Source organism: Streptomyces sp. TOM-9 (assembly GCF_056858595.1).
The window spans coordinates 6595421-6620777 of record NZ_JBXEQB010000001.1 but is presented as its reverse complement, the minus strand read 5'-3'; the positions used below and the strand labels follow the sequence as shown (position 1 = coordinate 6620777).

Below are 25357 nucleotides of genomic sequence, written 5' to 3'. Positions count from 1 at the left end.
CGGTCAGCTTCCCGCCCTTGGCGACCGGCTCGGGGGGACGCGTTGACACTCAGCTTGGCCACCTTGTAGGGGGTGACGCCGTCACCCGCGGAGACCGAGGCGGCCGATGTGCCGCTGCCGGCGAACGACCGCCGCCGGACGCCGGAGGTGCTGACCCCGACCGTCGTCCTCAGCGAGCCCTTGCTGCCCGAAGTGACGCCGTGACGGTCGTGGAGCCGCCTGCCCCCATGACGATGGGCTTGCCGATGTTGATGGTCGTGCCGACGATCGCGATCCCGGCCGCGTGGGCCGGTGGTGCGAGCAGCAGACCACCTGCGACCGCTCCTGCCACGAGCAGGGCGGCATTACGTAGGGATGTCAACGAACCCCCACCGATCTCACACCGTGCCGGAGGCACGGCCGCCGCATCGTGCCACAGCCACACAACGCGCAAGTGAGCGGATGATCTTCCTGACGAACCTCGCTCCCGCTACTCCGCACGGGTGGGCGCGGGCCGGAAACGCGCCCCCGTAACCGTGGTCCCGGGCCGTGGGGCGCGTACGGTGCCGCAGTGACCCGGACTCCCCGCGTTCGTTAGAGGCCAACGTGAACCCACCCGACAACGACGTGCTGTGGGCCCGCGGCCTGCGCCACGCGCACGACCGCTCACCCGCTCTGCTCGGCGTGTCACTCGGCGTACGGGAGGGCGAGATCCTCGGCGTCCTCGGCCCGCACGGCGCCGGGAAGACCACCCTGCTGCGCTGCCTGTCCGGCGAACTGCTTCCCGAGCAGGGCGAGGTGTGGTTCAACAGCTCCCCCGTGCACACCCTGGGCGTGACCGCCCGGGAGCGGCTGCGCCGTGAGCGCTTCGGCTGGATCGACAGCAGCCCGCAGCTGCTCCCCGAGCTGACCGTCCGGGAGAACGCCGCGCTGCCGCTGCTGCTGTGCGGCGTCCCGTACCGCACGGCGCGCGCCGCCGCGCAGGAGTGGCTGGACCGGCTGGACATCGGCGGGGCCGCCCGCAAGCGTCCCGGCCGGCTGCTGCAGGCCGAGCGGCAGCGGGTGGCGATCGCCCGCGCCCTGGTCAACCGGCCCTCCGTGGTCTTCGCCGACGAACCGACCGCGCCGCTGCACCGCGCGGACCGTGCCCAGGTGCTGCGCATGCTGACCAGCGCCGCCCGCTCGCACGGCATCACCGTGGTGCTCGCCTCCAACGAACCCGAGGTCGTCTCCCTCGCGGACCGGGTGGTCACCCTCGTCGACGGGCGCTTCGTGACCGGCATGCCGCACCAGGAACGGGAGGACGCCGACTCGTGCTCAGCCTCCGTGTAGCCCTCGGCTCCCGGCCGGAGGTGCTGCTGCGCCGGCTGCTGGTCGTCGCCGCGGCCGCCGGCACGGGGTTCCTGCTGCTCGCCGTCCTCGGGCACGCCCTCGCGCACCCCGAGGACGCCCCGGACGGCCTGGTCCGGCTGCTCTGGTGCGCCGTGCCGTTCGCCGCCACCGTCCACCTGTCGGTTCTCGTGGCCCGTACGGAGCCGAGCGGACGGCTGCACGCGGGCCTGGCCGCGGCCGGGCTCGGCCGGCACGGGCTGCCCCTGCTGGCCGCGGCGAGCTCCGCCCTGAACTGCGGCCTGGGCGTCCTGATCGCGCTCCTGGGCTTCCTCTTCCTCCGCGGTGAGCTGCCCGGCCCGCACCTCGGCGCTGCCGCCGAGGCGCTGGGCGCGGACCGTGAACTCCCGTTCGCGGGCGCGTTGACCCTGCTGGCCTCACTGCCGCTGGCCGCCGCGGTCTCGGCCGCGGTCGTGCTGCGGCCACGGCGGTCTCGTGGGGACGAGACCACCGCCCGCGACGACGGGGTGCCGTCCGGCCTGCCGTGGGGGGTCGCGCTCGTGGCGATCGGCCTCGCCGTGCAGATCTCCTCGGCCGGGGACGCCGGCGCCCCGGGGCCCGACGGCGCACTCCCGCTGCCCGGCGGTCTCGGCCATGCCGCCCCGGCCGTCGTCGGCGGCTGGCTGCTGACGGCCACGGGCATGGTGCTGGCCATGCCGGGCCTCGTCCACCTGTGCGGACGGCTGCTGGCGGCGTACCGGCCGGGTGCCCTGCGGCTCCTCGCGGGCCGCGCCCTCCAGGAGGAGGCGACGCTCGTGGGCCGTCCGCTGGGCGCGCTGTGCGCGGTGGCCGCCACCGCCCTCGCCGGCAGCGACCGGTTCGGCGCCGTCGCGCACCCCGTCGGACCGCTCACCGTACTGGGCGCCGTCCTCGTCGTCCTGTCGGCGGTCGCGACCGCCCTCACCGCGACCGTGGACGCCAAGCGCGCCCGCCGTCCGGCCACCGCCGCCCTCAGCCGGCTCGGCACGCCGGCCGCGCTGCTGCGCAACGCGGCCGCCGTGCGCGCCGTCGCGGTCCTCGGCGTCGTGCTCCCGCTGACCCTGCTCATCGCCCACCTGGGCACACTGCCGCTGCCGTAGCGCCGTGCGGAGCCCCGCGGCGGCGGCCCCCGCCGCGGGCGCTAGGGTGGCGGGCGTGCTGTCGCCGAATGATCCGAACGATCACGAGATAGAGACCCTCGAGGAGTTCGACCGCGTCGCCGCGTCGGGCTCGCTGCGCGGACACCGCGTCCAGTCGGTCGACCTGACGACCCGTACGCCCGTCCTGATGTCCGCCGACACGACCGAGGCCGTGTTCCTGGGCTGCCCGATGGAGCCGGAGGCGGCCGCCCACGTCCGCGCCGGCGGCGCCATGGTCTTCCCGCCCGTCCCGGACCTGCCCTTCGACCCGTACCGGGGCTCCCTCTACGGCCCCGACGCGCTGTACGAGGGCCTTGACGAAGGCGGCTACGAGGCGACGCCGGACGCCCGCGGCTACCAGTGGTTCCTGCGTACCCGGGGCAGCGGCGACATCTACGCGTCGATGCTCCGCAGCATCCACGACGACGCCGTCTCCGACGCCTTCGACGAACTCGTCTCGGACGCCCGCGTCGTGGGCGTCATGGGCGGTCACGCCATGGAGCGCGGCACCGAGGCGTACGCGGGCGCCGCCCGCCTCGGCCGGGCACTGGCCCGCGAGGGCCTGAGCGTGGCCACGGGCGGCGGGCCCGGCGCGATGGAGGCGGCCAACCTCGGCGCCTACGCCGCACCCTTCGCCGACGCGATGCTCGTCGAGGCCCTGGAGACGGTGGCCAAGGTCCCCTCCTTCCGCCCGTCCATAACGGACTGGGCGCGCACCGCCTTCGACGTCCGCGACCGCTGGCCCGGCGGCGGCGCCTCCATCGGCGTGCCGACGTGGTTCTACGGCCACGAGCCGCCGAACGCCTTCGCCGCGCACATCGCCAAGTACTTCGCCAACGCCACCCGCGAGGACGGCCTGCTGGCCCGCTGCACCGCCGGGGTCGTCTTCCTGCCGGGCGCCGCGGGCACCGTCCAGGAGATCTTCGACAACACCACGCCGAACTACTACGAGTCCAACGGCGCCCCCCGCCCCATGGTGCTGGTCGACCGGGACCACTGGACCCGGCGCCTGCCGGCCTGGCCCCTTCTCCAGGCGCTGGCGGAAGGCCGCTCCATGGAGCGGCGCATCGTGCTCGTCGACTCCGTCGAGGACGCCCCGGAGGCCCTGGCGCGCCTGACGCGCAGTTAGCCCGTACTCCGGAATCCGCACGACCGGGGCAGCCGACCACGGCCCCACCCCGCACCCGCCCACTCGCGCCACGGCTCCGCCCCAAAGGCCCCCGCTGCTCAACGGGGTCTACCCGCCCAGGACCACAACCTCGTCCGCCGTGAAGGAGACGCCGACCGTGTCCCCCTCGGCGGGGGCGTCGCGCAGGGCGCAGCCCGCCTCCAGCGGGGGCCCCTCCTCGGGGCGCAGGAGGAGGGTGACCTGGTCGCCGCGGAAGGTACGCGCGAGCACGTCGCAGCGCAGCCCGTCGGCGGCCGGGACGAGCCGTACGCCGGCGGGCCGGACGAGCAGCCGCCCGGCGCCCTGCGGGGAGCCCGGGGGGACGGGGACCTTGCCCCAGGCGGTGTCGGCGGCGTCGCCGGTGACGGTGGCGGCCACCACGTTGTCGAAGCCGAGGAAGCGGGCGACGAACTCGGAGGCGGGCCGCTGCCACACCTCCAGCGGGGTGCCGGCCTGCTCGACCCGGCCGTCACGCATGACGACGACGCGGTCGGCGAGCGCGAAGGCCTCGCTCTGGTCGTGCGTGACGGCCAGCACCGTGGTGCCCAGCCGCCGGAAGAGCCCGCGCAACTCGACGACCAGGCGCTCGCGCAGGCCCCGGTCGAGCTGGCCGAGCGGCTCGTCGAGCATGAGCAGCCGCGGCCCGGGTGCCAGGGCCCTGGCCAGGGCGACGCGCTGCTGCTCGCCGCCGGACAGGGAGGCAACGGCGCGCCGCTGCGCACCGGGCAGGCCCACGAGCTCCAGCAACTCCTGGACCGTGCGCTCCCGTTCGGCGCGTCCCGCGCCGCGCATGCGCAGACCGAAGTCGACGTTCCCGGCGACGTCGCGCTGCGGGAAGAGCTGGTGGTCCTGGAACATCAGGCCCACGCCACGCCGGTGTGCGGGAACCCCCCGCTGGTCCCGGCCGGCCAGCAGGACGCGCCCGGCGTCCAGCGGCTGCAGCCCGGCGACGACCCGCAGCAGCGTCGACTTCCCGCTGCCGCTGGGCCCGAGCACGCACACCGTCTCGTGCTCGGCGACCTCCAGGCCGACGGCGTCCAGGGCGGTGTGGCCGCCGAAGCGCACGGTGGCGCCGTCCAGTCGCAGCAGGGTCATCAGAACTCCCCGGACCTGTCGATGCGGATACGTTCCAGCGCCAGCAGCGCCCCCGCGCACACCAGCATCAGCACGGTGCTGAGCGCCATCGCCTGGCCGTAGTTGAGCTCCCCGGCCCGCCCAAGGAAGCGGGCGACCGCGACCGGGAGGGTGGGGTTGTCGGGGCGGGCGATGAAGACGGTGGCCCCGAACTCGCCCAGGGACACCGCGAAGGCGAAGCCCGCGGCCACCAGCAGCGCCCGCCGCACCAGCGGGAGGTCGACCTCGCGCCACACCCGCAGCGGGGAGGCGCCGAGCACCGCCGCCGCCTCGCGCAGCCGGTCGTCCACGGCACGCAGCACCGGCAGCATGGTGCGCACCACGAAGGGCACGCCGACCAGTGCCTGCGCGAGCGGCACGAGGATCCACGAGGAGCGCAGGTCCAGCGGCGGCTCGTCGAGGGTGATGAGGAAGCCGAAGCCGATGGTCACCGCCGAGGTGCCGAGCGGCAGCATGAGCAGGGCGTCGAAGCCCCGCACGAGGCGCCCGGCCCGCCGGGTGAGGGCGGCCGCGGCCAGCCCGCCGACGACCAGGGCGATCGCGGTGGCGGCGGCCGCGTACTGCAGCGAGTTCCAGACCGCGGCGACGGGCGCCACCAGGAAGGTCCCGCCGCTGCCGGCCACCGAGCCCAGCGCCCGGTAGGAGCCGAGGCCGTAGCCGTCGGGCCCGTGCAGCGAGCGCTCGGCGAGCACGCCCAGCGGCAGCAGGATCAGCAGCGCGGCCACGCCGAGCGCGCCCGCGAGCAGCCCCCACTCGCCGGCGCCGCGCGGCCGGCGCGCGGTGCGGGCCGGGTCCACCAGCCGCAGCGCGCTCTCCCTGCGCCGTACCGTCCCGGCGTGCACGGCGAGGATCGCCGCGACGGCGGCGAACTGGACGATCGTCAGCACGGCCGCCGTCGGCAGGTCCAGCAACTGCGCGGTCTCACGGTAGATCTCCACCTCCAGGGTGGAGAAGGTGGGACCGCCGAGGATCTGGATCACGCCGAAGGAGGTGAAGGTGAAGAGGAAGACCATCAGCGCGGCCGCGGCGACCGCGGGGGCGAGGGCGGGCAGCGTCACCCTGCGCCACGCCGCGAGGCGTCCCGCGCCGAGGACCCGCGCGGCCTCCTCCTGCCGGGGGTCCAGCTGGGCCCACAGGCCGCCCACGGTCCGTACGACCACGGCGTAGTTGAAGAAGACGTGCGCGAGGAGGATCGCCCAGACCGTGGTGTCCAGGCGCACCCCCCACAGTTCGTCGAGCAGCCCGCCGCGCCCCAGCAGCGCGAGGAAGGCCGAGCCGACGACCACCGTCGGCAGCACGAAGGGCACGGTCACCACCGCGCGCAGCACCTGCTTGCCGGGGAAGTCGAAGCGGGCGAAGACGTACGCGCCGGGCAGCGCGATCGCCAGGGTGAGCGCGGTGGAGGCGGCCGCCTGCCAGCAGGTGAACCACAGCACGTGCAGGATGTCGGGCTCGCCCAGCACCTGCGCGAACCGGCCGAACCGCCACCGCCCGCCCTCGCGGAGCCCGCGGGTGACGATGGCGGCGACCGGGTAGCCGAAGAACAGCCCGAAGAACGCGACCGGCACGGCCATCAGGCCCAGCCGTACGGCGAGCGGCCGGACGGCCGCCGCCCCGGCGCGCGTCCCCTCGGCGGTCTTCGCTACTTCAGCACGAGCGAGGACCACGACTTGACCCACTGCTCCCGGTTCCCGGCGATCTTCTCCGGGGCGACGGTGGCCGGTTCACCGATGACCGGCGCGTACTTGGTGAAGACCTCGGGCAGCTTCGCGTCGTCGCGGACGGGGTTGACGAACATGTTGAGCGGCATGTCCTCCTGGAAGGTGCGGCTCAGCAGGAAGTCGACGAGCGCCTTGCCGCCCTCGGTGTTCTCCGCGCCCTTCAGCAGGCCGGCGAACTCCACCTGCCGGAAGCAGGTGCCGGTCGCGACACCGGTCGGCCCCTGCTCGGGCTGCGTCTTCAGACCGAGCACCTCGGCGGGCGGGCTTGAGGCGTACGAGACGACCAGCGGCTTGTCGCCCTTGCCGCCGCCGGCGCCGGAGAAGGTGTCGTAGTACGCCTGCTCCCAGCCGTCGACGACCTGGACGCCGTTGGCCTTGAGCTTCTTCCAGTAGTCCTCCCAGCCCCCGTCTCCGTACTTCGCGGTGGTGGCGAGGAGGAAGGCGAGACCCGGGGAGGAGGTGGCGGCGTTCTCGGTGACCAGCAGGTCCTTGTACTCGGGCTTGACGAGGTCGTCGAAGCTCTCCGGCACGGGGAGCTTGTGCTCGGTGAAGTACTTCCGGTCGTAGTTGACGCAGACGTCGCCGAAGTCGATCGGGGTGACGCGGTGCTCCGCGGCGTCCAGCTGCAGTGCGGCGGGCACCTTGTCGAGGTCCTTGGCCTCGTACGGCTCGAACAGGTCGTTGTCGAGGGCCCGGGACAGCAGCGTGTTGTCGACGCCGAAGAAGACGTCGCCCTGCGGGTTGCCCTTGGACAGCACGGCCTGGTTGACCGCGGCACCGGCGTCGCCGCCGCGCAGCACCTTGACGGTGTAGCCGGTCTGCTCGGTGAACGCCTTCAGCACGTCCTTCGACGCGGCGAAGGAGTCGTGGCTGACGAGGGTGACGGTCTTGGAGGCGGCGCCCTTGCCCTTGGCGGTGTCCCCGCCGTCGCTGCCGCAGGCGGCGAGCGCGGTCGCGCCGAGCGCGACGACGAGGACGGTGCCGGCCGCACGCCGACGGATGGTGCTCATGTGGTGACTCCCTACGCCGGTATGACCCGGATCAGGTCCGAGGGTCTGCGGCCGTGCCGCACTCTCAGCGCTTTCCGCGCTCCCCTGTCGGATGTTCTTTTGTGTGCTGTGCGTGACGTCGCGGCAAACGGCCGCAAACGACCGTCACCCTAGCAAGCGCGGATCAGCGCTCGGAAGCCGCCAGCTGCCCGCAGGCACCGTCGATCTCCTGCCCCCGGGTGTCCCGGACGGTCACCGGCACGCCGTGCGCCTCCAGCGCCGCGACGAACGCCCGCTCGTCCTTGGGCCGCGAGGCCGTCCACTTCGAGCCGGGGGTCGGGTTGAGCGGGATCAGGTTGACGTGCACGCGGCGACGCTTGAGCAGCCGGCCCAGCAGGTCCGCCCGCCACGCCTGGTCGTTGATGTCCCGGATCAGCGCGTACTCGATCGAGATCCGGCGCCCGGACACGTCCGCGTAGTGCCAAGCGGCGTCCAGCACCTCGCGCACCTTCCAGCGGGTGTTCACCGGCACCAGGGTGTCGCGCAGCTCGTCGTCGGGCGCGTGCAGCGACACCGCGAGCCGGCACTTGAAGCCCTCGTCGGCGAAGCGCAGCATCGCCGGGACCAGGCCCACCGTCGACACGGTGATGCCCCGCTGGGACAGCCCCAGCCCGTCCGGCTCCGGATCGGTCAGCCGGCGGATGGCGCCGACGACACGCTTGTAGTTCGCGAGCGGCTCGCCCATGCCCATGAACACGATGTTCGACAGCCGCGCCGGGCCGCCCGGGATCTCCCCGTCCCGCAGCGAGCGCATGCCCGCCACGATCTGGTGCACGATCTCCCCGGTCGACAGGTTCCGGTCCAGACCGGCCTGGCCGGTGGCACAGAACGGGCAGTTCATGCCGCAGCCCGCCTGCGAGCTGATGCACATCGTCACCCGGTCCGGGTAGCGCATCAGCACCGACTCGACCAGGGTGCCGTCGAACAGTCGCCACAGCGTCTTGCGCGTGGTGTCGTTGTCCGTGCTGCTGTGCCGCACCACCGACATCAGGTCCGGCAGCAGCCCCTCCGCCAGCTTCCCCCGCGCCGCCGCCGGGATGTCCGTCCACGCGGCGGGGTCATCGGCGTAGCGCGCGAAATAGTGCTGCGACAGCTGCTTGGCGCGGAACGGCTTCTCCCCCAGCTCCGCGACCGCCTCCCGGCGCTCCTCGGGCGAAAGATCGGCAAGGTGCCGCGGCGGCTTCTTGACTCCGCGCGGCGCGACGAATGTGAGTTCTCCGGGTGCAGGCATGGTTCAACCAGTGTCGCAGATCCAATAAGCCCGCCCAGCTCAGATGGGTGAGGCTCCCGTCACTCTCAGCTGTCTCCTGTCAACCTTGGCCAACCTTTCACGGCCCACAGACGGCCCAGACGTCGCGGTCCGCGCTGCGGGGGCGGGCGACTGCGAGCAGCGGATACGCCAGTTGGATCTTGGCGTCCACGCCATCGAGCTGCATTTGTCCGGGCGCCGGCCAGGAACGCTCGGGGCTGGCCAACACGCCAGAAATCTCGTCGCACTCCTCGCCCCGACCAAGAACAATTCCGGTCATGGGAACGGACTTATACGGGTTCATAGAGTGCCGCTGGGATCGCTGGCTGGACGAGGACGACCGCATCTGGCACGGGGCCATCAACCTCGCGCACCTCTACAACGGGCGCTCCTACGTTGCCTTCGGGTCCCTGTTCGGTGTCCGCGGTACCACCTCCTTCCACCCACTCGCCGATCACCGTGGCCTTCCTCCTGACGTGTCGCGGGAGACTCTCGCCGACTTCGAGTCCTGGGGCTCGGACGCATCCGGTGCGTCCTGGATCACCTGAGCGGAGCTGGAGGCCGCGGACTGGGACGAGATCGCGAATGAGGTCGACGACTGCGTTCACGAGTACCGCCGGAGCCCCGACGGGACCTGGGAGATGCACGGGCGGAACTCCGGCCTCACCCGCTTCGCCGAGCTCTCCGGTCACACCGACCACCAGACTCTCTACCACGCGGGCAGGATCTACGCCGAGGGCACTGAGTGGCCGGACGGCGACCGCCTCTTCCGCATCGGACGCCTCCGCCGCAGGGATGCCGTGCCGGACAGGGACTGGGCCGCCGTCTGGTCGGTGATGCGCACGCTGGCGAACCTGCACGGCGACGAGGGCGTCCGCCTGGTTGTCTGGTTCGACGGCTAACCCAACCTGGCTTGAGCTTGATGGCCGGCCGCGTCACGAAGTTGGGCTGACTGCGACAAGACTGAGCACCGCTTTACAAGTTCGATCGGGGCCCTGGGGCACCTGCGGGAACTACGTGGTCGCTGGCGGAGTCGGGTTCCCCAGCGGCCGACCTGATCCGGCGCCGTTCGTGGCCGTTGATGTCAGCGTTGGATGTCAGCGGAACAGCTTCGGCCACGGGCAGACCTCCCAAGGCTCGTCCGGCCGGTCTGCCCACTTCCACCAGACGTGCCGGTTGGTGCACTTCCACAGCGACCGGCAGACCCGCCGGCCGTCGTCCTCCCGCGTGAAGAGTGCCAGGCCGCCATCCTTCATGGGCTGGCCGCACTCGGGGCAGACGGGAGCATCGCTGGTCACCACGACACCCTAACTGGGTGGCCTCTTCGTCCCGAAGCAATGCGCGCGACTGCGTGACCTGCGACTGCACTATGCCTGAGCTGCGAGAACGGTCCGCAGACGTCCGTGGTTGTGCGCCTCGGTGCGGGGTCGTTGTAGCGCAGTTAGACACTCAGTGGGACGGCACGCCCTCGTGCGGCTCGGAGACGGCCTGACCAATCGGCCTCACGCCCTGCCTCTGTGGCGCGGCTTCACCCGGAGGCGTCAAGCTCGGCTCGTATGAGAGCACAGATCTCTTCGATTGCTGTCTCGCTTGGCACCCGATTGGCTTGAGACATGGCTAGCTGCAGTACGGGCCCATAGGCGTCGTGCCGTGTCATGTCCTCCCGGCAGGCGGGCTGCACCACGAAGTGAATGTGGCCGGGTACCGCGTCGGCGTGAGACCACAGGCAGACATAGACCTGTTCTGGGTTCATGGCGACGGTCACCGCTGCACTTGCTCGCTGGAGCAGGGGGCCAAGCTCAGCGGATTCGCTGCTTGTCAGGTCGGCCACGTGCACGATGTGCCTGATCGGCATCACCGCCAGCGTGCCGAGACCCAGTGGGCCCTTCGAATGCTGCACGACCCAGTTGGCTGTCCTATGGAGTGTTCCACCTGGGAGCGGCTCATCACCCCGGATAAACCTGCATGCTGCGCAATCGGCGTCTGCCATCTGCCCGCCCTCCCAGTCGCTGTTGGGGCCGGCACTATATCCAGGTTGGCGGAGCGGCTTTGGGCTGGAGTTCAATGACTCAGTCAAGCGCCGCCGCAGCACTCGGATCGTGGAGCGCCAGTTTGGAAGACTGAGGCTGCGGACCGGGCCTCACCTGGGCGGACGCTGACCTGTGGCAACGCGGTCTTGTCACCGCTGTTCCCCGTGGCTCCCCGTTCGGTACCGCCTCACCTGGCACGGTTGTGGCACGCACCGCTCGAAGTGGACTTAGAAGTTCATTCTGACTCAGGTGAGGTCGAAGGTGACGCTTACGGAGCCGTTCCAGTCCGGTGCTTCCACGAGCGTGAGGGCTCCATCCTTTGCCTCGACGACTCGCACTGTGATCCCGCCGCGATCCTCACCGGGAAACGCAACGGAGAAGTGGGGATCCATCTCCATGAGGAAGTCCCAGCCCTCGCGCTGGGTCGTGTCGAGTGAATTGGCATGCCGACCGGTTGCCCGCCACTTGCCGGCCGCGTCGACAGTGACGGTGACGTCGATGTCGTACATCTCAAGGCACGTCGAGTGATTAGCCCACCATTCGAGGCGGGCCCGACCCACGAATCGATCCATGGGGACACTATGCACGGCGCATGAGCCAGACGGGCTACTGACGTTGAATGCGTGATGTCGTCACGGTGGGGCGGGGATGAGTCCGGTCCCGGCAAGGCAGCCGTCAAGGACGTCGTGACGGTATTGGAGCCGACGTAGCCCCTGACGGACTGCGTTGATCAGGTCCTGCGGGTCGGCGAAGGCCCGGTTCGCGGTGGTGGTGCGCCGCAGTATCGACCAGATGCCTTCAACCGGGTTGAGGTCAGGTGCGTAGGGCGGCAGCTGGTAGACGGTGAGCCAGTCCCGGTCTGCGATGTAGCGGCGCATCCCTGCTGTCAGGTGGGTATTGAGGTTGTCCCACACGAGCACGATGGGGCCGCCCAGTTGTTGGTGGGCGGCCTGGATCAGGTCCCGGTAGTCGGTCCAGGCGAAGCTCTTGCGTCCGTCCGGGCGGGCGTCGGTGCTCGGCCGGTAGATCAGCCGGGACGGTTGGCCAGGTTTGTAGCAGGCCAGGGCAGCGACGGATAAGCGGCGGCGGGAGCGGCCGCGGACCCGGATGATCGGGGTGCGGCCGCGTCGGGCCCAGGTGCGGTGGGTGGGCGGCGTCATCGAGAAGCCGGCTTCGTCCTCGAAGACGAGCCAGGCGTCGAGCGCCGCCGCGGTGCTTCCACGCTCGGCCAGGTCTCCTTCACCCAGCCGATCACCGCTGCCTCGTCCCGTTCCACGGCCCTGCGGGCGGGGACCTGGCAGGTCCAGCCGTGCCGCCTCAGCAGGGCCGCGACCCCCTGGATCGTGTATGTCTTGTGGAAGCGTCGGCCGATCAGGGTCTTGATCCTCGACAGAGTCCAGGTCTGGTCCGGCCAGCCGTGCGCGACCGGCCCCTTGTCGAGTTCGGTCTCCAGGACCGCGAACAGCTCATCTCTGAGGAGCGGCAGCGAGGCCGGTCCCTTCGAGGCCAGGGCCCGAGGGCCGCCCGCTGACCAGGCATTCCGCCATCGCTGCACCGAACGCACGCTGACCCGCAGGTCATGTGCGATGAGCGCGTTCTCATCTCCTTGTGCGAACCGGTCGGCCGCCTCCAGCCGAAGCCGTTCCCGGAACGCTCGGCGCTCGGCGGTCAGCCCGCCGCCCTGCGCGTACCTCATACAGACGGCATACCGCAGGGATCACGCCCCGTCAGTCCCCAACGACACCACGCATTCAAGGTCAGTAATGCTAAATCCGGGGCAATCTGGATGGCGCCAGACTGAAACGCAAGGAGCGCGTTGACATTCTCACACCCAGCAGTCTTTCCGTCAGACGGGCAGGCGCATGTAACATCTGGCGACCAAGTTGAAAGACTGCAAGGGAGTGAAGTTGCGCGTTATAAGAGCTCTTGTCACTCTAACCGCCACGATCGGCCTCCTGACCGGAGGGGTGGACTCCGCCACGGCAAAAGCTCCGCAATATCTGAAACTGAAGAACTTCAACTTGTGCGCGGTTCCCTATGGCGGCAGTAACAGTGATGGCGCGTATGTGACGCAATGGAATTGCACTGAGTCCACCAACGACGTTTGGCATTGGAGAGTTAACGACGGAGCGGAAATCGTTCATGAAGGTAGCAATAGCTGCTTGACTCCGCTTGGTGGCGGAATTACGGATGGAACCATCCTCACAATTTGGCCGTGTAATGGCAACCACTCTCAAGTGTGGGATTATGACTCCTCGCGCGGGGCGATAAAGAACATCGTCAGCGGGCTCTACATCACCACCTACGGGGGGAGCCTTAAAGACGGCACGTACCTCACTCTCTTTCATTGGACTGGAGATCTCACGCAACACTGGGAGCTGTGACGATTAACGCAGGAAAGGGCGATGTGGTGGCCCCGGCTGCTTCCGGAAATCGGCTGGGCTGACTGGATCGTGGCATTGTAGTAGGCGAGAGAATTCCGGCGCCAGAATTGTGGATGGAACCGAGGTCTGGGTGCTTGAATTCCCCTTCGGACCGAGATTTCCGTCGGCGGTCCGTTTCGCCTTGTGTCAGGATGACGCAGTGGAGCCGGGCCTAAGCTAGGGCCCGGCTCCACTGACCGATATGACAGTGGGCCGCGTTCGGGCGGCAGAAGCCGCAATTAGTCGTTGCGCTGCCGGTCGTAGTGGGTCAGGCCGCGATTCAGAGCTGCATGGGACAGGCTGGACGGGTCCTCGCCTCAACCAGCTGCGCTCATAGGCCTTCGCCACCTCCGGACCTCATTCTGAAACCATCAGTTAAGGGTGTTGCGGTCGCTGAGGTCCCATGGGGCTGCCATGCGTGCGCATCCCGGTCCGTAGAGCTTCGAGCTCCGTTCGAGGGAACGGGCGGCCCCATTGGGATGCGTAGCCCTCTTCGCCCAGCTCATGAGCGATCCGGTCGAAGGCGCGCACAGCCGCCCGTGCCAGCGTCGTGGCGTCGTGGCGTCCTGACCATAGAACGGTCCCTGAGTTGTCGGGCGCTCGAAGGTCTTTTGCCTCGACCAGTCGGATGTCGACGTAGGACCCGTCTCGGTGGAAGAACCACCGGTAGACCTGAGGTTCCCCCTCGAACTCCGCTCGTGTGTCGTCATCGCCACCCACAAGCCTGCCGATCGCGTACAAGAACTGCTCGGGCCCATCCGTGACGTACGAGGCGAACACCTCAGACTCGCCGTGATCGTCGGCGACCTTAACGAAAGCCCAGCCGTGATGGCGCAGCGTCCAAGTGATCGTGAGAGAAGCCATCCCACCCCCTATGAGGCCAGCACCCTACTGCCTAGGTCGGCGGGAGCGGCTTTGGGCTGGAGCTGCCATGGGGCGAGAGATCGGGGCCCGTAAGCTGCTGGCGACTCGGGCAGTCTGTTGACCTGCCCGCAATGGCCCGATGTGGGCCCCGATCTTCGAGGCTCGCCCCATGGTGGCTGCGTAAAGCCGCGGAGTCGACCGCCCCAGCCACAGCGGGTTTCACCCTCAGCAGCCCCTCGCCGTCTGGCGTGCGGCCGGCGGCGGGCCGGAGCGGGGCGCAGACAGGAGCGTCGGCCCGAGGCGCCGGGCCGCGCGCCGCCGCGCTCTGCGCGGCGGGAGCGCCTTGATGAAGTAGAGAAAGTCTTACCGCGCCACTGTGTGATCGTCTTGATTCGGTACGAGGCGTATCGCAGATCGAGCGCACGCATCTGGGTCGCTCATCCCCGGCTACCGATGCAGAAGGGGTGTCCGGCCGGGTCGAGCATCACCACCAGTCCGCCCGTGCGGTTCGGCTGGTACTCGGCTGTCGTGGCGCCGAAGGCGGTCAACTTCTCCTCAGCTGCAACGATGTCGTCGACGCAGTACTCCACGTGCATCTGCTGCGGTACAGCGCGCGAGGGCCAGGACGGGGCCACGTAGTCCTCGACCCTGCGGAAGATCCACAACGTTCCTGCGATCTTGACCCAAGCCGAGTCGACATCCTCTCGGACGAGTTCACCATCGGCCGCCGCTATATAGAAGTTGGCCATCGGAGCAGGATCTGCGCAGTCCACAGTGATGGCGGCAAGCTCGATTGTTGCAGGCACTGGCTCTCCTCGGCTGGATGGCGATCGTCAGCATGCTGCCAGGGGAGAGAGACAGCCGGAAGCCGAGATCGGTTCAAGCGGGGACCGACCCCGCGTCGGAGCGCGCGGCTACCCTGGAGCAAATCAGCATTGCGGGACGCAAGGAGTTGGCTCACCGGATGGGACCGAAGTCGGAGCGGGTCTACCGCACGATCCGCGAGTGGATCTCGACAGGGAAGTATCTGCCTGGCTCCAAGATCCCATCTGAGCGGACCCTGGCCGAGGAGCTGAGTATCGGCCGGACGGTACTCCGCCAGGTGCTGGCAAAGCTCGTTGCCGAGGGCACCATCGAGGTGCATGGTCGTAGCTCCTACCGGGTGCCTGATCGTTCCGTGGCCACGCAAGCGCCGGCCGATGTGGAGCCGTGGCAGATCCACGGGGAGCGGACGCTCTACGACAACCGATGGGTGAAGCTCAGCCTTGTCGACGTCGAACCGCCCGGAGTCGAGCGCTTTGAACATCACGTCGTGAAGCTTCACCACGTGGCTATCGCCGCGGTCATCGACGACCAAGACCGGGTCTTGATGATGTGGCGCTATCGCTTCGTCCCCGACACCTTTGGCTGGGAGCTTCCGGGTGGCATCGTCGATGAGGGCGAAGGTCCCCTGGAGACGGCGTTGCGGGAGGTCGAAGAAGAGACTGGCTGGCGGCCGGATGCTCTTGAGCACGTGGTCACGTATCAACCCATGGTGGGCATGGTCGACTCACCGCACGAGATCTTCGTGGGCAAGGGCGCCAAGCTCGTCGGGGAGCCGACAGACTTGGAAGAGGCCGGACACATCGCATGGGTGCCCCTCTCCGACGTTCCGGGCCTCATGGCGCGCGGCGAGCTCATGGGCTCGGGCACGCTGGTCGCCCTGCTGCATGTCCTGTATTCGCGCGGTGCCGGCGCTTCCCCTACAACCGCTGCATGAGGTGTTCCACCCTGCGTCGCTGACGTACTGATCCCGTACGGCTCGCTATGAGACGGGCTTGGCGCAGATGGTCCTGGGCGTGGTCGTACTCCTCGCGAGCCATGTGTGCCTGCGCGAGATCGCACCGCAGTCCCGCTGACGCCCGTATGAAGGTGGGGTCCGACGCATCGAGTGCCGAGTAGAGGCTGCTCACCGCCTCGTCGTCCCCTATGAGGGCGAGCACGTTGCCGCGCCAGCGAGCGAGGTGTCCTTCATTCAGGAAGATGCTCAGCATGTCCGGGTCTCGCGCTTCTTCCCCTGGAGGAAGGCACCGCATGGCTCGCTCTAGCGCGCGCTGGCAGTCTTTGGGCATGCCCGCTCGGGCGCAGATCTCGGCCTCGGCCGCGTACAACCAGGCCGCGAGGCGCGGGGACACGGCCTTGCCGCCGACTCGCTGGGCATCGCGTATCAGCTGTACAGCCATGGGTGCGCGTCCCGCGTCGCAGAGAACGTAGGCCTGTTCCGCGGTCGCGTGTGCAAGGTACATCGGCTCTTCGGCCTCTTGGGCAGCCCGCTTGGCTAACTCGTAGTGTCGCCATGCGCGCTCAACGGCTCCCACATCGAGAGCCTGCCAGGCCGCTAGGGTCGCTGCTCCTGCCAGTGCTCGGGCAACCGGGCGCCGGGTTTCTGGAAGTACCGCGAAGGTGAGGGCGTCTTCCAGGGTCGCCAGGTGGGCGGTCATCTGGTCAACCAGGCTGGCGGCGCCCATCTGTCGGTCCATGGTCCGCAGCAGTTCCGTCTGATCCATGAAGGTGTCGACCATGGTCAGGCTGATATTGCGAGCCGAATCGATGCGACATATGAGTTCGTCGTATCCGTCAGCCGCGGCTGGCAGGGCAGGCGCTTCCCTCTCGCCGAGCAATTCATCGTCCGTGACGCCGAGGAGTGCGCGGAGGATCTTCGCGTAGCGAGCAGAGATCTGGCGTCTGCCGTTCTCCCACTCCGAGACGTATACGCGCAGGCTGGCTGTGGATGCGACATCGAGCGCGTGCCGTCGTGCATAGCCCTCAATTTCTCGGATCAGTCGCTCTTGCGATCACTCTCGCGCGTTCCTCGCTGCCTTGAGCCCGTTCGTCACGTCACGCCGTCCTCGTTGGCTTCTAGGTACACCCAACAGCAGCATGCCGGACAACGGCGCAGGTCGGCAGGGGTTAACGCGCCAGGTGTTAACCCCTGTTGGCTACCGAGGCGTTCGCGGGCGCAGTTTTCTAGAACCGTCGCAGGCAGGCGAGTTGAAGGCGCCCGATCCGCGGCAACGCTTGACATCTGGTGCGCACCAGATGCAATCTACTGGTGCGCACCAGTTGGAGGCACGATCTTCCGCAGCTCAGTTGCGGCTTTCTGTCAACCCGCGGAAGCGGCGACCCACCGCCAAGCAAGTACGCCGCTCCCGCCCTCCATCAGAGGAGTTCCATCATGCGTCAGATCCCCGTCGACACCTCCGCGGCCACTGTGATGGTCGCGCAGCCGCCTCAGCCCAAGGTTCGCGACCGCCGTACGGGTGAGATCGCCACCGATACCGAGACCGGCGCGACGATGATGACCGTGGACGTGATGTTCGCGGCGAACGGCGAGGTCGAGATCCTGTCGGTGTCCGTCCCGGAGCCGGGCATCTCCGGTGAGCTGGTGATGGGCACCCCGGTCGCGATCACCGGCCTGGTCGCCCGGCCGTGGGAGAACGAGTTCAACGGCCAGCGCCGCCACGGCATCAGCTTCCGCGCGGTCGCGGTCACCTCGCTCGCCGCCGGCACCGCGAACCCGAAGGCGGCGTGAGCATGACCCGCTTCACGGTCGCCCTGCTGCTGGTCGCCGTCATCGCTCTGGTTCTGCGGTGGCGGCGCCCCGCCTGGTACTGGCTGACCTTCGGCGTCACCCTCGCCGCCTTACGGGTTCTGGTTCGCTACGGGTCGGTGATGGAGGCGTGCGGGCTGACCGTGCCGCCGTCCCGCTGGCGCATGGCCATCGCGCGGGCCACCAACCGCCCAGCCCCCGCCTCTCGGGCTCCGCGCATCCTGCGCCTGCGTCCTACTCGTACGGGCTTGGTGGTGCGGTTAGGTCTGCGCCCGGGTCAGGACGCCTTCGACGTCTCCGCCTCGTGCGACCGGCTGCGGCACTCCTTCGGCATGTACGGCGTCACCTCGCGTGAGCTGCGCTCGGGTGTGGTGGAGCTGCGGATGACCGGCTACGACGTCCTCAAGCGGGTGCAGATGCCCGCGAAGATCGACCGCACCCCGATGCGGGTCCCGGTCGCCCTGCGGGAAGACGGCGCCGTCCACTACCGGGACTACCGCACCGTCCCGCACGCTCTGACCCTCGGCGCCACCAAGTCCGGCAAGTCGGTGTACCAACGGAACCTGGTCGCCGAACTGGCCGCGCAGGATGTCGCGCTGGTCGGTATCGACTGCAAGCAGGGGGTGGAGCTGTTCCCGCTGGCCCGCCGGTTCTCCGCGCTGGCCGACAACCCCGACACCGCCGCCGACCTCCTCGACGCCCTCATCGACCGCATGGAGGCCGTCTACCAGCTCATCCGCGCAGAGCAGCGGATCACCGCCGACGTCCCGGACGCGGAGATCGCCGCCGACATCTGGGACCTGCCCGACCACCTGCGCCCGACCCCGGTCGTGGTCCTGGTCGACGAGGTCGCCGAACTCGCCCTGTTCACCACCAAGGACGAAGAAAAGCGCCGCGACCGCATCATCACCGCATTGGCCCGGCTCGCCCAGCTCGGCCGGGCCGCCGGCATCTACCTGGAGATCTGCGGGCAGCGCTTCGGCTCCGAACTCGGCAAGGGCATCACCATGCTCCGCGCCCAGCTCACCGGCCGCACCGCCCACCGCGTCAACGACGAACCCAGCGCGAACATGGCCTTCGGCGACATCGCCCCCGACGCCGTCCTCGCTGCCATCCAAATTAGCCCGGACACCCCCGGCATCGCCGTGGCCGGCGACTCCACCGGCGGATGGGCCCGCATCCGCACCCCCCACACCACGCTCCGCCAGGCCGTCAACGCCTGCAACCGGCACGCCGACCGCACCCCGGACGTGCCCGAACTCGCCCCCTATCGGCCCGCCCTGGCTGCCCACCTCACCCCAGTAGCTACGCCCGAAGTCGCAGCGAAGACCGCGCCCGCCGCGGCCTGATCCCACTCCGCCCCAACGGCCGGCGTGACCGCCTCGCGCCAAGGTCCCTACCCCTCCTATGCCCGAAGCAGGAAGGAGACCGACGATGCCTAAGCTCCGCGTGGACGCCGTCCTGGTCCAGGCCGTGATCGCCGGTGCCCTGTCCTTCGCCCACCTGCACGACCTCGCTGCCGCTGCCGGACAGAGCGGCTGGAAGGCGTGGGCCTATCCGATCAGCGTCGACCTGCTCCTGGTCGCCGCTTGGCGACGGCTCCGCATCCTCCGCACCGACGGAGCGCCGGTCCGCGCCGCGTGGCTGTGGTTCGCGGTGGCCCTGTCCGCCTCGCTTGGGGCGAACATCGCCACCGCGGGGCTGCTGGACCTGAACCACGTTCCGGACTGGCTGAGCATCCTCGTTGCCGGATGGCCCGCTCTGGCCTTCCTTGGCGGCACACTCCTCGTCCACGCCCCCGGCCACCAGACACCGGCTCCGGCTCCGGCTCCGGAGTCTTCCGAGACAGCCAGCGTCGAACGCGCTCCTGCGCCGGAGCCCACGCCGGACGTGGTGGAGGCAGTCGAGCCTGTTCCGGCCCTGCCCGCCTCACCGTCCGCCCCAGCGCCGATCCTTCCCGCGGTCCCGGCCGCGCTGGTGGCCCACGCCCGGAAGGTCGCCGACGACCACCAGGCCCGCACCGGGACTGCGATCGACGCCGACACCCTGCGCGTCCGGCTCGGCGTCCCCGCCCAGCTGGCCGACGCCATCGCCGCTCAACTCACCTGAACAGGAGGAAACCCAATGCGTCCGCACATCCGCGCCGCCCTGGAACGGTCCGCCGAACTCACCCGGAACAACCGCCTGGTGGACGCCATGCGCCTCGGCGAGGACGCGATCAACCAGGCAACCGACGAGGAACACCCCGAGATCCGGCAGTGGCTCACCGACCACGCCGGCGACTTCACCGGACGAGAGGACTGACCACGATGCCCGCCCGCGACTTCTTCCACTCCGTGATGCGGATCGGCCCGGTGCAGATCGGCACCCACCGCGACCGGCACGGCCAGACCAAGCACGCCGCGGTGTGCACCAACGACCGCTGCGGCTGGTCCGCCGACTACTCCAGCCAGTCAGCCGCCCAATTGGCCGCCCGCACCCACCGCTGCACGGCCCGATAGGAGGCACCGTCCGTGGACGTCCCGCTCTGGTTCGCCCTGATCGTCGTCGGCTACCTCGGCTGCAAACTCATCCGCCCCCCGCTCTGGCTCGTCCTGGTGCTGCTCCTGGGCGGCTACCTCATCGCCGACAGCCTCCTCGCCCCCGTCATCGACACCCTCATCGAGAAGTAGGGAGACCGCTCATGCTCCGCCCGAAGATCCCCACGAACCCCACCCCGACCGGTGCCGTAATGCCGCTGCCTGTCGAGCCGACCACCATCGTGCAGCACGCCCCCGCAGCGGCCCCCGCCCAGACCTCCGCACCTGTGGCTCCGGTGTCGTCCCGGCCCGTTGTGCAGCTCACCCCGGGCGCCCTGATCGCGCTCATCGGCGGCGGCACCGCCGTGGTTCTAGTCGTCGGCACGGTCTTGGTGTCGCTGCTGCTGGCGGTCGCCGTCACCGCCGCCTCGGTGGCTGTCTGCGCCGTCGTCCTGCGCTCGATGATCAACGGCCAGCACCAGCACCGCTGACCGGCCCCCGGGGCGGCCTCAACCGCCAAGTATCGCCCGCCCCGGGAGCCGTGCCCCTGCCCGAATCAGAGATCCGGAAGGAACCCCCATCATGACCCACCCCACGCCCCCTGCGGCACAGATCTGCCCGGCCTGCGACGGCTTCGCCTCCGCCGCCATCACCCTCGGCGGACGCGACCGGCACGGCCACCTGCGCACCCTCACCGTGCACTGCCCGGCCTGCCACGGCACCGGCACCCGCTCCACCCGCACCGTCGCCTCGATCGCCGGGGGCCGCGCGTGACCGACACCGCGACCCTCGCGGGCCTGGACCCGACCACCCTGACCGATCTGCTGCGGGTGGCCGGGTCCCCGGGCTTCCACCGCTGGGAAGACCAGATCCGCCGCACCGGCGGCTGCTCCGACCCCATCCACCTGACCGGCTGGACCCTCACCAAAGACAAGACCAGCGGTGAGACCCTGCACCACTACTCCACCGAGAACGAGCCCGGCGGACGGCTCCGCATCGCCTGCGGCAACCGCCGTGCCTCCCGCTGCCCCTCGTGCGCCTGGACCTACGCAGGTGACACCTACCACCTCATCCGCGCGGGGCTTGCTGGTGATGAACGGCGCGAGATCTCCGGCGCGGTGCGGGATCACCCGAGGGTGTTCGCGACCCTGACCGCCCCCTCGTTCGGCCGGGTGCACAACCGGCCCGACACCGGACGCTGCCGCTGCGGCACCCGACACTCCGCCGATGACGCGGCGTTGGGGACCGCGCTGGACCCGGCCACGTACGACTACGCGGGGGCGGTGCTGTTCAACAACCACGCCGGGCAGCTGTGGCAGCGCTTCACCAACCGGCTCCGCCGCGAGATCGCCGCCCGCGCCGGCCTCACCCAACGGGCAATGGCCGAAGTCCTGCGGGTCTCCTTCGGCAAGGTCGCCGAGTTCCAAAAGCGCGGCGCCGTCCACTTCCACGCCGTCATCCGCCTCGACGGCCCCGAAGGACCCGACACCGCACCCCCGTCCTGGGCCACCACCCAGTTACTCGAGGACGCCATCCGGGCTGCCGCCCGCCACGGCTACACGAGCGTCAGCGTCCCCGCCGCCGGCGACCAACCCGCCCGGACCTTCCGCTGGGGCGCCCAGCTCGACGTCCGCTCCGTGAAGGCCTTCGGGGAGTGCTCCGACATCACCGAACAGGCCGTCGCGTCCTACGTCGCCAAGTACGCCACCAAAGCCGCCGAGAACACCGGCACCCTCGACCGCCGCATCGGCGAACTCGCCGAACTCGACCGCCACGGCGTGCCCGACCACGCCCGCCGCCTCATCCAAGCCTGCCGCGACCTGGACGACCTCTACCCCGACCGGAGGCTGTGGGCCTGGGCACACATGCTCGGCTTCCGCGGCCACTTCTCCACCAAATCCCGCGCCTACTCCACCACCCTCGGCGCCCTGCGCCAGGAACGCGCCGACTACCGCGCCGCCCAAGAACACGCGGACCTCGGCCTGGAGGACATCGAGCCCGACACCGTCCTGGTCCTGACCGACTGGCAATACGCCGGCCACGGCCACACCCCCGGCGAATCCGTCCTCGCCGCCACCATCGCCCGGAACCTCCAGATCAACCGCGACACCGCCCGCGAAGCCCTGCACGACTACCTCGCCCGGGAAGGAGCCGCAGCATGACCGCACACCCGCTTCCTGAGCGGTACCTCACCCCGGCCGACGTCGCCGACCTGCTCGGGGTCCCGGTCGAGACGCTGTACCAGTGGCGGCGCAAGCGCACCGGTCCGCCAGCCTTCCGTATCGGTCGGCACCTTCGGTACGACCCCGCCCGGCTCCGCCAGTGGATCGACGGTCTCACCGAGGTGGCTGCCTGATGGCCGGACACATCCAAGATCGCTGGTACAAATCCGAGCCTGGGCCCGACGGCAAGCCCATGCGGGTCAAGTCCGACCGCTATGGCAACGGACTGCGTTATCGGGCCCGGTACGTCGGCCCGGATGGTACGGAGAAGAGCAAGTCCTTTCCCGACCGGCAGAAGCGCCGGGCGGAAGAGTGGCTTGCCGAGACCGCCGCCGATATGTCCAGAGGCCACTATGTCGATCCCAAGGCGGCCCGGCTCACGTTCCAGCAGTACGCGGAACGCTGGGTTGCCGCCCAGACGACGGATCCCACCACCCGCATCGCGGTTGAGACTCGCCTGCGCCTGCACGCCTTCCCTCGGATCGGTGCCCGCCCGTTGGGTTCCTTCCGGCCGGTCCACATTCGTGAGTTCGTGCGCGACCTGGAGCACCACTCCATGGCGGGAACGTACGCCCGCACCATCTACGCCAACGTGCGGGCGGTGCTGTCGGCCGCCGTCGATGACGGTCACCTGGCGCGCAATCCGTGCGGGGCCGCCTCTGTGCGCCCGCCGGCCGTCTCCGCCAACCGGGTCGTGCCGTGGCTCCCCTCACAGGTGCGGGCGGTCCGAGAAGCCCTCCCTGAGCGCTACCGGGCGATGGTCGATGTGGGGAGCGGCTGTGGTCTCCGGCAGGGCGAGATCGTGGGCCTGGCCGATGGCGCTGTCTCCTTCGTGACCGACACACTGCGGGTGACCACCCAGGTCAAGCTGATCCGGGGTGTAGCAGTCTTCGCTCCGCCCAAGGGCAACAAGGAACGGGATGTGCCGCTCCCGTCGTCTGTCGCCTCTGCCCTGCGGCAGCACATGGCGAGCTACGCGCCCGTGAGCATCAAGTTGCCGTGGATGAGGCCGGACGGCCCGTTGGCGGAGCGGCAGCTGCTTTTCAGCAACACGGCCGGCGGAATCGTCTGGCGCAGCAACTTCAACGTCCAGGAGTGGAAACCCGCCCTGGCGGCCGCGGGCCTTATCCCCACGCCCGACCTGGGTAAGCCTTACGCCTCCGCCCGGCACCACGGTATGCACGCCCTGCGCCACTTCTACGCCTCGGTTCTCCTGGACGCCGGGGAAAGCGTGAAGGCGGTCAGTGAGTACCTGGGCCACTCCGACCCCGCGATGACGCTGCGCGTGTACGCACACCTGATGCCCAGCAGTAGCGAGCGTGCTCGCCAGGCCCTGGACGGCGTCTTCGGCACGGCCCCGGAAGCCTGACGGCCCAGAGACGGCCCACCGGGCACGGGACGGCCCCCTACTGGCGGGAAATCCGCTGGTGGGGGGCTTCTTCATGCCCTGGGAACACGAGTTCTCCGGGTGCAGGCATGGTTCAACCAGTGTCGCAGATCGATAAGGCGCCCCCAGGTCGGATGGGTGAGGCCCCCGTCACCCTCGGGTGTCCCCTGTCAACGCCGGCCAGCCTTCCGTGGCCCAGGGGACGCCGTCCGCGCCGCCAAAGGGCTTCGAGTCCGGGCGGCGGATTCGGCCTGCTGGATCTTGGCGTCCACAGCGTCGAGTTGGCTCTCCGGATACAGACGGATCACCCGCAGGCGCGCCAGATTCGGAAGTAACTCGTTCGCACGTTCGATACTCGCTTCGTCCGTGCGCTTTGAGCATGTCCTTCGCTGCCGCCCGTGGTGCACCCTCCATACCCGCAGTGGCCTTGGCCTGGGGGTTTAGCCCAGGTAGAAGTCCTTTCGGGCGGTTACGAAAGCCTCGATCGACTGGGGTGGCGTGCCCGTCACGCGCTCGACACCGTCGGCGGTGCGGTTGTAGCGGTTGTCCCGGTGAAGTTGGGCCATGGTGGCGACGTGCTGTTCGAGGTGCGGCGGCATCCCCAGCTTCGGAAGCTGGGCCTCCCACCTCTCCGGGGGCACGTCCACGTAGGACACCGGACGGCCCAGCGCCCGCGAGAACTCCTCGGCCAGCTCCGTCATATCCACCGAGCGCGGCCCGGTCAGCTCGTAGACCTGCCCGATGTGCGGTGCCGGATCGCGGAGCACGGTGGTGATGACCCGGGCGACGTCATCCACGGCGACCGGCGAGGTGCGTCCGGCGCCGAACGGAAGCGCGATCGTGCCGTTCTCCTGGATCGACCGTGCCGCCATCGTGGTGAAGAGCGGAGTGTCCAGGAATGCCGTCGGCCGGATGTGCACCACGGGCAGACCGGACCAGTTCAGTACCTGCTCCGTCAGCCAGTGCAGCCGCTGCTGGTGCGACTCCGCGGTGCTGGTGGGGGTCATCTGCGACACCGTCATCTGCGACAGGTCGACCAGGGCCTCCAGTTTCCCGTACTCCTTGGCGACGGAAGCCACCACGGTTGCCGCCAGCAGGTGGTCCGGCGACACGCGCATCGCGAAGTACATCCGCGTCACGCCCTGTAGTGCGGCCGCCACCGTCTCCGGCCGGGTCAGGTCGCCGATGACAACCTCTGCACCGAGCGACCGCAGTTCGGCCGCACGCTCGTCCTCACGACGGACCATGAAACGCACGGGCACGTGCTGAGCCCGCAATTGATCGAAGACCGTGCGGCCCACGCCGCCGGCGCCGGGGATGAGAACAAGGTTGTCGGTGACCATCAGTCGATCTCCTTCGGAGTGATGGAATAGGCGAGTTGTGGTGTGATCCGAGCGTCAACAGAGCTGGCAGCGAGGGGTTCCGGATCGACGTGCCGAGGAGTTCCCCGGTGTCGGCAGCGGCACTGCGGAGATGCCCCGTAGAGGTGGTCGTCTCCGGTGTCGCGCGGGGATGG

General features: G+C 69.6%; 32 protein-coding genes and 1 riboswitch. Of the genes, 19 read left to right on the top strand and 13 right to left on the bottom strand.

Annotated features, from left to right (window positions below):
• The first annotated feature begins 72 nt into the window (after positions 1-72).
• The 4 genes from AC1VWI_RS30990 to AC1VWI_RS30975 all read left to right on the top strand — a co-directional run bounded on the left by AC1VWI_RS30990 (position 73) and on the right by AC1VWI_RS30975 (position 3615).
• A complete protein-coding gene (locus AC1VWI_RS30990) occupies positions 73-204 on the top strand; it encodes a hypothetical protein (RefSeq protein ID WP_499514278.1) in 132 nt (43 codons plus the stop codon).
• Between the two features lie 381 nt (positions 205-585).
• Positions 586-1311, top strand: a complete 726-nt coding sequence (locus tag AC1VWI_RS30985; protein ID WP_499514277.1) for an ABC transporter ATP-binding protein — start codon at positions 586-588, stop codon at positions 1309-1311.
• Entirely contained in the window at positions 1293-2447 is a 1155-nt protein-coding gene (locus tag AC1VWI_RS30980) for a hypothetical protein (protein ID WP_499514276.1), read from the top strand. The genes AC1VWI_RS30985 and AC1VWI_RS30980 overlap by 19 nt, the downstream gene beginning before the upstream one ends.
• A 46-nt stretch (positions 2448-2493) precedes the next feature.
• The gene (locus AC1VWI_RS30975; RefSeq protein WP_499514275.1) at positions 2494-3615 is read left to right on the top strand and encodes an LOG family protein; all 1122 of its coding nucleotides are present in this window, start codon (positions 2494-2496) and stop codon (positions 3613-3615) included.
• A 108-nt stretch (positions 3616-3723) separates the two neighbouring features.
• Here the strand turns inward: AC1VWI_RS30975 and AC1VWI_RS30970 are convergent, their stop codons facing one another.
• The 5 genes from AC1VWI_RS30970 to AC1VWI_RS30950 all read right to left on the bottom strand — a co-directional run bounded on the left by AC1VWI_RS30970 (position 3724) and on the right by AC1VWI_RS30950 (position 9087).
• Complete coding sequence (locus tag AC1VWI_RS30970; RefSeq protein WP_499514274.1) at positions 3724-4749, bottom strand: ABC transporter ATP-binding protein; 1026 nt, start codon at positions 4747-4749, stop codon at positions 3724-3726.
• Positions 4749-6362: an ABC transporter permease gene (locus AC1VWI_RS30965; RefSeq protein WP_499516965.1), complete on the bottom strand. Its 1614-nt coding sequence runs from the start codon at positions 6360-6362 to the stop codon at positions 4749-4751. Before AC1VWI_RS30965 ends, AC1VWI_RS30970 begins: the two co-directional genes overlap by 1 nt.
• 68 nt (positions 6363-6430) lie before the next feature.
• Positions 6431-7519, bottom strand: a complete 1089-nt coding sequence (locus tag AC1VWI_RS30960; RefSeq protein ID WP_499514273.1) for a thiamine ABC transporter substrate-binding protein — start codon at positions 7517-7519, stop codon at positions 6431-6433.
• A riboswitch (TPP riboswitch) is annotated at positions 7511-7615 on the bottom strand. (Overlaps the previous gene by 9 nt.)
• Before the next feature lie 67 nt (positions 7616-7682).
• Positions 7683-8789, bottom strand: a complete 1107-nt coding sequence (rlmN, locus tag AC1VWI_RS30955) for a dual-specificity RNA methyltransferase RlmN (RefSeq protein WP_499514272.1) — start codon at positions 8787-8789, stop codon at positions 7683-7685.
• Between the two features lie 97 nt (positions 8790-8886).
• On the bottom strand, positions 8887-9087 hold the full coding sequence (locus AC1VWI_RS30950; protein ID WP_499514271.1) for a hypothetical protein: 201 nt from the start codon (positions 9085-9087) through the stop codon (positions 8887-8889).
• Between AC1VWI_RS30950 and AC1VWI_RS30945 the strand changes: the two genes are divergently transcribed.
• Both AC1VWI_RS30945 and AC1VWI_RS30940 read left to right on the top strand, forming a co-directional pair.
• Complete coding sequence (locus AC1VWI_RS30945) at positions 9086-9355, top strand: hypothetical protein (protein WP_499514270.1); 270 nt, start codon at positions 9086-9088, stop codon at positions 9353-9355. The two genes, AC1VWI_RS30950 and AC1VWI_RS30945, sit on opposite strands and share 2 nt — an antisense overlap.
• A 93-nt stretch (positions 9356-9448) precedes the next feature.
• Positions 9449-9709: a hypothetical protein gene (locus AC1VWI_RS30940; RefSeq protein WP_499514269.1), complete on the top strand. Its 261-nt coding sequence runs from the start codon at positions 9449-9451 to the stop codon at positions 9707-9709.
• A 195-nt stretch (positions 9710-9904) separates the two neighbouring features.
• Here AC1VWI_RS30940 and AC1VWI_RS30935 read toward each other — a convergent pair whose 3' ends face one another.
• From AC1VWI_RS30935 to AC1VWI_RS30920, 4 genes are all read right to left on the bottom strand, one after another.
• The gene (locus tag AC1VWI_RS30935; protein ID WP_499514268.1) at positions 9905-10105 is read right to left on the bottom strand and encodes a dehydrogenase; all 201 of its coding nucleotides are present in this window, start codon (positions 10103-10105) and stop codon (positions 9905-9907) included.
• A gap of 230 nt (positions 10106-10335) precedes the next feature.
• Positions 10336-10707, bottom strand: coding sequence for an HIT family protein (locus tag AC1VWI_RS30930; RefSeq protein ID WP_499514267.1), 372 nt, complete (start codon positions 10705-10707; stop codon positions 10336-10338).
• A gap of 375 nt (positions 10708-11082) precedes the next feature.
• Positions 11083-11409 (bottom strand): hypothetical protein, encoded by a 327-nt coding sequence (locus tag AC1VWI_RS30925; RefSeq protein WP_499514266.1) that lies wholly within the window; start codon positions 11407-11409, stop codon positions 11083-11085.
• Positions 11410-11469: 60 nt separating this feature from the next.
• Positions 11470-12533, bottom strand: a protein-coding gene (locus AC1VWI_RS30920; RefSeq protein ID WP_499514265.1) for an IS630 family transposase whose coding sequence is annotated in 2 segments (ribosomal slippage) — positions 11470-12087 and positions 12090-12533 — 1062 coding nt in all. Because the reading frame shifts where the segments join, the coding sequence is not laid out codon by codon here.
• A gap of 205 nt (positions 12534-12738) precedes the next feature.
• Between AC1VWI_RS30920 and AC1VWI_RS30915 the strand changes: the two genes are divergently transcribed.
• On the top strand, positions 12739-13221 hold the full coding sequence (locus AC1VWI_RS30915) for an RICIN domain-containing protein (RefSeq protein ID WP_499514264.1): 483 nt from the start codon (positions 12739-12741) through the stop codon (positions 13219-13221).
• A 414-nt stretch (positions 13222-13635) separates the two neighbouring features.
• Here the strand turns inward: AC1VWI_RS30915 and AC1VWI_RS30910 are convergent, their stop codons facing one another.
• Both AC1VWI_RS30910 and AC1VWI_RS30905 read right to left on the bottom strand, forming a co-directional pair.
• Complete coding sequence (locus AC1VWI_RS30910; RefSeq protein ID WP_499514263.1) at positions 13636-14124, bottom strand: hypothetical protein; 489 nt, start codon at positions 14122-14124, stop codon at positions 13636-13638.
• Positions 14125-14561: 437 nt separating this feature from the next.
• Positions 14562-14897 (bottom strand): VOC family protein, encoded by a 336-nt coding sequence (locus AC1VWI_RS30905; protein WP_499516964.1) that lies wholly within the window; start codon positions 14895-14897, stop codon positions 14562-14564.
• 191 nt (positions 14898-15088) lie between these two features.
• On the opposite strand from AC1VWI_RS30905, the gene AC1VWI_RS30900 reads away from it, so the two are divergent.
• The gene (locus tag AC1VWI_RS30900) at positions 15089-15883 is read left to right on the top strand and encodes an NUDIX domain-containing protein (RefSeq protein ID WP_499516963.1); all 795 of its coding nucleotides are present in this window, start codon (positions 15089-15091) and stop codon (positions 15881-15883) included.
• Here the strand turns inward: AC1VWI_RS30900 and AC1VWI_RS30895 are convergent.
• Positions 15867-16685: an NsdA family TPR-like regulatory protein gene (locus tag AC1VWI_RS30895; RefSeq protein WP_499514262.1), complete on the bottom strand. Its 819-nt coding sequence runs from the start codon at positions 16683-16685 to the stop codon at positions 15867-15869. The two genes, AC1VWI_RS30900 and AC1VWI_RS30895, sit on opposite strands and share 17 nt — an antisense overlap.
• Positions 16686-17338: 653 nt before the next feature.
• Here AC1VWI_RS30895 and AC1VWI_RS30890 point away from each other — a divergent pair.
• The 11 genes from AC1VWI_RS30890 (at position 17339) to AC1VWI_RS30840 (ending at position 23823) form a co-directional block, all read left to right on the top strand.
• On the top strand, positions 17339-17695 hold the full coding sequence (locus AC1VWI_RS30890) for an SCO3933 family regulatory protein (protein ID WP_499514261.1): 357 nt from the start codon (positions 17339-17341) through the stop codon (positions 17693-17695).
• 2 nt (positions 17696-17697) lie between these two features.
• Entirely contained in the window at positions 17698-19062 is a 1365-nt protein-coding gene (locus AC1VWI_RS30885) for an FtsK/SpoIIIE domain-containing protein (RefSeq protein WP_499514260.1), read from the top strand.
• 85 nt (positions 19063-19147) lie between these two features.
• A complete protein-coding gene (locus AC1VWI_RS30880; RefSeq protein ID WP_499514259.1) occupies positions 19148-19822 on the top strand; it encodes a DUF2637 domain-containing protein in 675 nt (224 codons plus the stop codon).
• A 15-nt stretch (positions 19823-19837) separates the two neighbouring features.
• Positions 19838-20017, top strand: coding sequence for a hypothetical protein (locus AC1VWI_RS30875; RefSeq protein ID WP_499514258.1), 180 nt, complete (start codon positions 19838-19840; stop codon positions 20015-20017).
• A 5-nt stretch (positions 20018-20022) separates the two neighbouring features.
• The gene (locus AC1VWI_RS30870) at positions 20023-20214 is read left to right on the top strand and encodes a mobile element transfer protein (RefSeq protein ID WP_319159126.1); all 192 of its coding nucleotides are present in this window, start codon (positions 20023-20025) and stop codon (positions 20212-20214) included.
• Between the two features lie 12 nt (positions 20215-20226).
• On the top strand, positions 20227-20385 hold the full coding sequence (locus AC1VWI_RS30865) for a hypothetical protein (protein WP_319159123.1): 159 nt from the start codon (positions 20227-20229) through the stop codon (positions 20383-20385).
• Between the two features lie 11 nt (positions 20386-20396).
• Positions 20397-20723, top strand: coding sequence for a SpdD-like protein (locus tag AC1VWI_RS30860; RefSeq protein ID WP_499514257.1), 327 nt, complete (start codon positions 20397-20399; stop codon positions 20721-20723).
• 91 nt (positions 20724-20814) lie between these two features.
• Positions 20815-21006 carry a hypothetical protein gene (locus AC1VWI_RS30855; protein ID WP_499514256.1) on the top strand — a complete coding sequence of 64 codons (192 nt, stop codon included), beginning with the start codon at positions 20815-20817 and terminating at the stop codon, positions 21004-21006.
• Entirely contained in the window at positions 21003-22394 is a 1392-nt protein-coding gene (gene repSA / locus AC1VWI_RS30850) for a replication initiator protein RepSA (protein WP_499514255.1), read from the top strand. Before AC1VWI_RS30855 ends, repSA begins: the two co-directional genes overlap by 4 nt.
• The gene (locus AC1VWI_RS30845) at positions 22391-22588 is read left to right on the top strand and encodes a helix-turn-helix transcriptional regulator (protein ID WP_499514254.1); all 198 of its coding nucleotides are present in this window, start codon (positions 22391-22393) and stop codon (positions 22586-22588) included. The genes repSA and AC1VWI_RS30845 overlap by 4 nt, the downstream gene beginning before the upstream one ends.
• Positions 22588-23823, top strand: a complete 1236-nt coding sequence (locus AC1VWI_RS30840; RefSeq protein WP_499514253.1) for a tyrosine-type recombinase/integrase — start codon at positions 22588-22590, stop codon at positions 23821-23823. The genes AC1VWI_RS30845 and AC1VWI_RS30840 overlap by 1 nt, the downstream gene beginning before the upstream one ends.
• A gap of 458 nt (positions 23824-24281) precedes the next feature.
• Here the strand turns inward: AC1VWI_RS30840 and AC1VWI_RS30835 are convergent, their stop codons facing one another.
• Positions 24282-25184, bottom strand: a complete 903-nt coding sequence (locus AC1VWI_RS30835) for an NmrA family NAD(P)-binding protein (RefSeq protein ID WP_499514252.1) — start codon at positions 25182-25184, stop codon at positions 24282-24284.
• Positions 25185-25357: the final 173 nt, after the last annotated feature.